The following is a 5,123-nucleotide window of genomic DNA, read 5'->3' as shown; positions in this document are numbered from 1 at the left end:
ATACATTGTTGGTTTTTCTTTTTTTCTCAACAAAATCTAATAAGTATTTTTCAGTAGTATCGTAGTTTTTTAAGGTGCCTTCAGTTAATTGGTTTTGCCTTCTATTGTTGTGATAGTTGAGTAGATCAACGAGCGTTTTGCTGGCACTGTCTGTTCCAAAATATCTTGATTTAACAAGATTTGCCGTTATGAATTTGTTTTCATCTACAAGTTCTTTGTGAGCTTTGTGTAACCGTGCTTTGATTTGGTCAATAGCATTATTGATCGTTTGTGCGTGAAAGGATGATCCATTAACAGAAGCTGACTTATTGCACCACTGTTTTAAAAGTACTTCGTGTTTAATACTGAATTCGGTTCCACGACCATTTACACGAATACGGGCGAAGATTTGACCGTATTCGGGGTCAATTTTTTTCTTTCTGATGATGAAAGAAACCTGAAAGGCGTTTAAATTGTGCATTATCTGGTGGTTTGATTAATAATGACACGAAAGTCAAACCAATCCAAAATGCTGTTTCTTGAACTTGAGGTAAATATAAAGACTTTTTTAATCTTTATGAATATCTCACAAATTTTCGGGCAAAAATACCCTGATTTTTGTAGTGAAATCTTTGTGGAGTATTGTATTTATTGAGATTTCTTTGAAATTTTTACTCACAAATAACTCACAGATATCTCACAAAACACCCCAAAAACTCACCTAAAATGCGATAAATTTTGGTTTCGTTTGGTGATACAAAAAAACCTAACTATATGATTTACATATAATTAGGTTGATATTTGTGAGTTTTGATAAACTCTTTGGTCGGGATGACAGGATTTGAACCTGCGACCCCACGCCCCCCAGGCGTGTACGCTACCAGACTGCGCCACATCCCGTTTTATAAATTTGTCGGGGTGGCAGGATTCGAACCTGCGACCTCCTGCTCCCAAAGCAGGCGCGATAACCGGGCTACGCTACACCCCGAATAGTTTTTTATTCGGAAACTGTTAATTTACAATTCAATTTATCTTAGAACCTTAGAATTTACCAATCTAAATCGGGACCCAATATACGGGCTTCAACACCAATTAAATAATTAGTACTATTGGTATCAAATTGACTTTTCATTCTGTTTAAAAGCAAAAAACAACTTGTGTTTTTTCGGATTGCAAATATATATTTTATGTTAAGATTAGCAGGCATTTTATTTCTTTTTTTTATCTTTTCAGTCAATTTATATTCTAAACCCTACATACGCTGACTATTCTATTTTATGCATAAAATTAGACACACTCAGAAATTTTAAAAAAAATAAACGATATGAAAATTAAACTATTACTTTTTTTATTAACAGGCTGCTTTGTCAGTTGTGCTCAAGTAAAACAAAATGATATCGAGATTCGACCCTCTAAAAGTTCCTATGCCTTTGAAACTGTCTTTTCAAATGTTGGAATTCCTTGGGGACTTGCATGGTTGCCAGATGGATCAATGCTAGTAGGAGATAAAAATGGCGAAATAACACTGGTAACTAAAACAAACGAAATTACTATTTCAACAGGTTTTGATGATTTGTATGTAAGAGGTCAAGGGGGCCTTTTGGACATTTTACCTCACCCCAATTATGAAAACAACAAATGGATTTATTTTGCATACGCTTCCAATCAGGGGGAAGGTGATGGTGGAAATACCAAGATAGTTAGAGCGCAAATTGAAGAGAATAAATTAATCCGGATTGAAGAACTTTATAAAGCCTCACCCAATTCAACTAAAGGTGTTCATTTCGGCTCCAGAATGGTTATTGATAAACAAGGTTATTTATACTTTACAATTGGTGATAGAGGAAATCGGGACGAAAATCCACAAGACATTACCCGCGACGGAGGGAAAATATACAGAATTAAAGATGATGGAAGCATTCCGGATGACAACCCCTTTGTAAATGAAGCCGGAGCAAAAACTGCTATTTACTCCTATGGACATAGAAATCAACAAGGTATGGATATCCACCCTGTTACACAAGAAGTCTGGACACACGAACACGGACCTAAAGGTGGTGATGAAATCAATATTACTAAAAAAGGTGCAAATTATGGTTGGCCTGTAATTACTTATGGTGTGAATTACAGTGGAACAACCATAACCGAAAAAACACAAAAAGAAGGAATGGAGCAACCTCTTTATTACTGGACTCCCTCTATAGCTCCCAGTGGAATGGCATTTGTTACTGGTGACAAGTACCCAGATTGGAAAGGACATCTCTTAGTGGGCTCACTAAAATTCCAATACCTTGAATTGTTAAAACTAAAAAATAACCAGGTAAACGAACGTCTGAAAATTGCAGAAGACATTGGAAGATTGCGCACTGTAAAAATGGGCCCCGATGGATATGTTTATTTAGGTGTTGAAGGCAAGGGAATTGTAAAAATAATTCCTAATTAGGTATGAGCTTTCAGCTGGCAACTAAAATTGCTTTATTTTGTGGACTGTTTCTTATTTTTAATAAAATCCCTGCTTTAAATGAAAAACCCGGAATATATGTAAATACCCCTAAAATCCAGGATCAGGAATCTTTAAAAGAAAGCATAAACAGAGGGGAAATAGTCTACAATGATTTTTGTATTCAATGTCATTTACCAAACGGTAAAGGAGTCCAAGGCGTTTTTCCACCCCTGGCAAACTCTGATTGGTTGATTAAAAAACGAACTGAAAGCATTCACTCAGTTAAATTTGGATTACAGGGAGAAATTACTGTTAACGGAATTAAATACAATAATCTAATGCCCCCAATGGGGCTTCTTGACCTGGAAATTGCTGATGTTATGAATTATATTATGAACTCTTGGGGAAACACCCAAGATAAAATAGTAACAGTTGAAGAAGTTAAAGCAATTGAAAATTAAATTTTAAATTTGAGCATCTCTAGGTTTATGGCATTACAAAAAAGAACATTAAATCATAAAAACAAATAGTATTACCTTTGCCAAAACAGATAAAAAATGCTTATAATTGGTATTGCAGGTGGCACCGGAAGCGGTAAAACAACCGTAGTAAATCAGATAATCAATGAATTACCACCCAACGAAGTAGGTGTGATTTCGCAGGATTCTTACTATAAAGACACCTCCCACCTACCTTTTGAAGAAAGGGTGAAAATAAATTTTGACCATCCCAAAGCCATTGACTTTGATCTACTTGTAGCCCATTTAAAAGAGCTCAAAAAAGGAAAAACAATTAAACAACCCGTTTACTCTTTTGTAGAACACAACCGCACCAATCAAACTGTTGCAACAGCCCCAAAACACGTGATGATTGTGGAAGGAATCTTAATTCTTACACATCCTGATATCAGAGATATGTTTGACATAAAAATTTATGTGCATGCCGATAGTGACGAACGACTCATAAGAAGGCTTAAAAGAGATATCGCAGAACGGGGCCGCAATCTTGAAGAGGTTTTAAACCGTTACCAAACAACCCTAAAACCTATGCACCAACAGTTCATTGAACCTACAAAAGAATATGCAGATATCATCATACCTACTAATCGTTATAATACCGTAGCCGTTGATATTGTAAGAACAATAATTAATCAAAAACTAAAATTTTAATTTGAAACTATCTGAATTAAAAAAAAGTAAAAGTTTTAAATTCCTCAGCAACAAATATGTTATCATAGCTGTAGTTTTTATTGTTTGGATGTTTTTCTTTGACACCAATTCCTTCTTTGTCCATCAAGAATTGAATCAGGAAATAAACGAATTGGAAAACAATAAAGATTACTTTCAAAATGAAATAAACAGAGATAAAGAGTTTCTTGAAAAACTAAAAGATGAAGATGAAATGGAAAAGTTTGCCCGTGAAGCCTATTATCTGAAAAAAGAAAATGAAGATATTTTTATAATTGAACACGAAGACAGCATTAAAAGCAACAAACAATGAGCAGCACTCTCTTTGACATCTTTGATCCGGTTTCCTCAAAACAATGGAAACAAAAAATCCAAGCCGATTTAAAAGGTGAAGACTACAATGAAAACCTCATCTGGAAATCCCCTGAAGGCATCCATGTAAAACCCTTTTACCATCGTGATGAATTTAAAGAGGGGTTCTCCTCTGCTCCCGGTCAACCAGGTAACTGGAACATCGGACAGTTAATTTTTATTGATGATGAAGCAATTGCAAACAAACTTGCAAAGGACGCACTGCTAAAAGGCGCTGAAGCCATTTATTTTACGGCCGAAAAAGAATTTGATATAGATAAAATTTTTCAAAATATTTCCCTTGAAAATCACACGTTTTATTTTGACCTAAAATTTCTTTCGCCTGAATTCTTTAAACATCCCGCTTTCGCAAAAACGAATATTTTTGTTTTAAACGACATCATCAACCACCACACCCAAGAAGGAAATTGGCACAATACACTCAAAGTAGATTTTAATAAACTTGAAAAAATAACTGCTGAAACCAAAACGCTTTTAGTAGATACCTCTACTTACCAAAATGCCGGTGCAACCATTACCCAACAACTTGCTTATGCCCTTGCACACGTTAATGAATACTTGAATGCTTTTGCTTCCAAACCCGGAACAATTCAGAAAACAGTTTTCAAAATAGCCGTTGGTAGTAATTACTTTTTTGAAATCGCAAAAATAAGGGCCCTGCGTATTTTATATTCCAGTTTAGCGAAAGAATACCAACTCGATGAAAAATGTCACATTATTGCAACACCCTCTAAAAGAAACAAAACTCTGTATGATTACAACGTCAATATGCTGCGCACTACCACCGAATGTATGAGTGCTGTCTTAGGCGGAGCCGAAACTGTTTGTAACGTTCCTTATGACGCTTTATATCATAAAAGCAACGAGTTTGGTGAACGCATTTCCCGCAATCAATTGCTCATTCTAAAACACGAAAGCTATTTTGATTCGGTAACCAATGCATCAGACGGGGCTTATTATATCGAAAGTCTAACAACACAACTCGCTGAAAAAGCTTTGGAAATCTTCAAAGACATTGAAAAAGGCGACGGATTCTTAAATCAGTTAAAAGAGGGAACCATTCAGAAAAAAATCAAGGAAAGCGCCACCAAAGAACAGGAGGCGTTTGATAAAGGCGAAAAAGTATGGCTAGGTTCCAACAA

Annotated in this window: 6 protein-coding genes and 2 tRNA genes; 5 read left to right on the top strand and 3 right to left on the bottom strand. The window is 35.5% G+C overall.

Annotated elements, in window-relative coordinates:
• From AACY61_RS08355 to AACY61_RS08345, 3 genes are all read right to left on the bottom strand, one after another.
• Positions 1-460: Arm DNA-binding domain-containing protein (locus tag AACY61_RS08355; RefSeq protein WP_339611117.1), on the bottom strand; the 460-nt coding region annotated here is incomplete at its 3' end.
• Between the two features lie 342 nt (positions 461-802).
• Positions 803-879, bottom strand: a tRNA-Pro gene (locus AACY61_RS08350).
• 13 nt (positions 880-892) lie between these two features.
• Positions 893-967 (bottom strand) — tRNA-Pro (locus AACY61_RS08345).
• A gap of 336 nt (positions 968-1,303) precedes the next feature.
• Here AACY61_RS08345 and AACY61_RS08340 point away from each other — a divergent pair.
• From AACY61_RS08340 to AACY61_RS08320, 5 genes are all read left to right on the top strand, one after another.
• A complete protein-coding gene (locus AACY61_RS08340) occupies positions 1,304-2,422 on the top strand; it encodes a PQQ-dependent sugar dehydrogenase (protein ID WP_339611115.1) in 1,119 nt (372 codons plus the stop codon).
• 2 nt (positions 2,423-2,424) lie between these two features.
• Positions 2,425-2,883 carry a cytochrome c gene (locus AACY61_RS08335; RefSeq protein WP_339611114.1) on the top strand — a complete coding sequence of 153 codons (459 nt, stop codon included), beginning with the start codon at positions 2,425-2,427 and terminating at the stop codon, positions 2,881-2,883.
• A 96-nt stretch (positions 2,884-2,979) separates the two neighbouring features.
• Positions 2,980-3,591 carry a uridine kinase gene (udk, locus tag AACY61_RS08330; protein ID WP_339611113.1) on the top strand — a complete coding sequence of 204 codons (612 nt, stop codon included), beginning with the start codon at positions 2,980-2,982 and terminating at the stop codon, positions 3,589-3,591.
• A gap of 1 nt (position 3,592) precedes the next feature.
• Entirely contained in the window at positions 3,593-3,922 is a 330-nt protein-coding gene (locus AACY61_RS08325) for a septum formation initiator family protein (protein ID WP_339611112.1), read from the top strand.
• Positions 3,919-5,123, top strand: a 1,205-nt coding sequence (locus AACY61_RS08320; protein WP_339611110.1) for a methylmalonyl-CoA mutase subunit beta, incomplete at its 3' end; no start/stop codon positions are given. The genes AACY61_RS08325 and AACY61_RS08320, both read left to right, overlap by 4 nt.

The organism is uncultured Planktosalinus sp. (genome assembly GCF_963973675.1).
In the GTDB taxonomy this organism is placed as follows: Bacteria; Bacteroidota; Bacteroidia; order Flavobacteriales; family Flavobacteriaceae; genus Planktosalinus.
This window is presented reverse-complemented; position numbering and strand designations above follow the sequence as displayed.

Excerpts from the sequence above, each read along its gene's own strand:
- AACY61_RS08340 (WP_339611115.1), top strand. The coding sequence starts at position 1,304 with ATGAAAATTAAACTATTACTTTTTTTATTAACAGGCTGCTTTGTCAGT.
- AACY61_RS08335 (WP_339611114.1), top strand. The coding sequence starts at position 2,425 with ATGAGCTTTCAGCTGGCAACTAAAATTGCTTTATTTTGTGGACTGTTT.
- udk (WP_339611113.1), top strand. The coding sequence starts at position 2,980 with ATGCTTATAATTGGTATTGCAGGTGGCACCGGAAGCGGTAAAACAACC.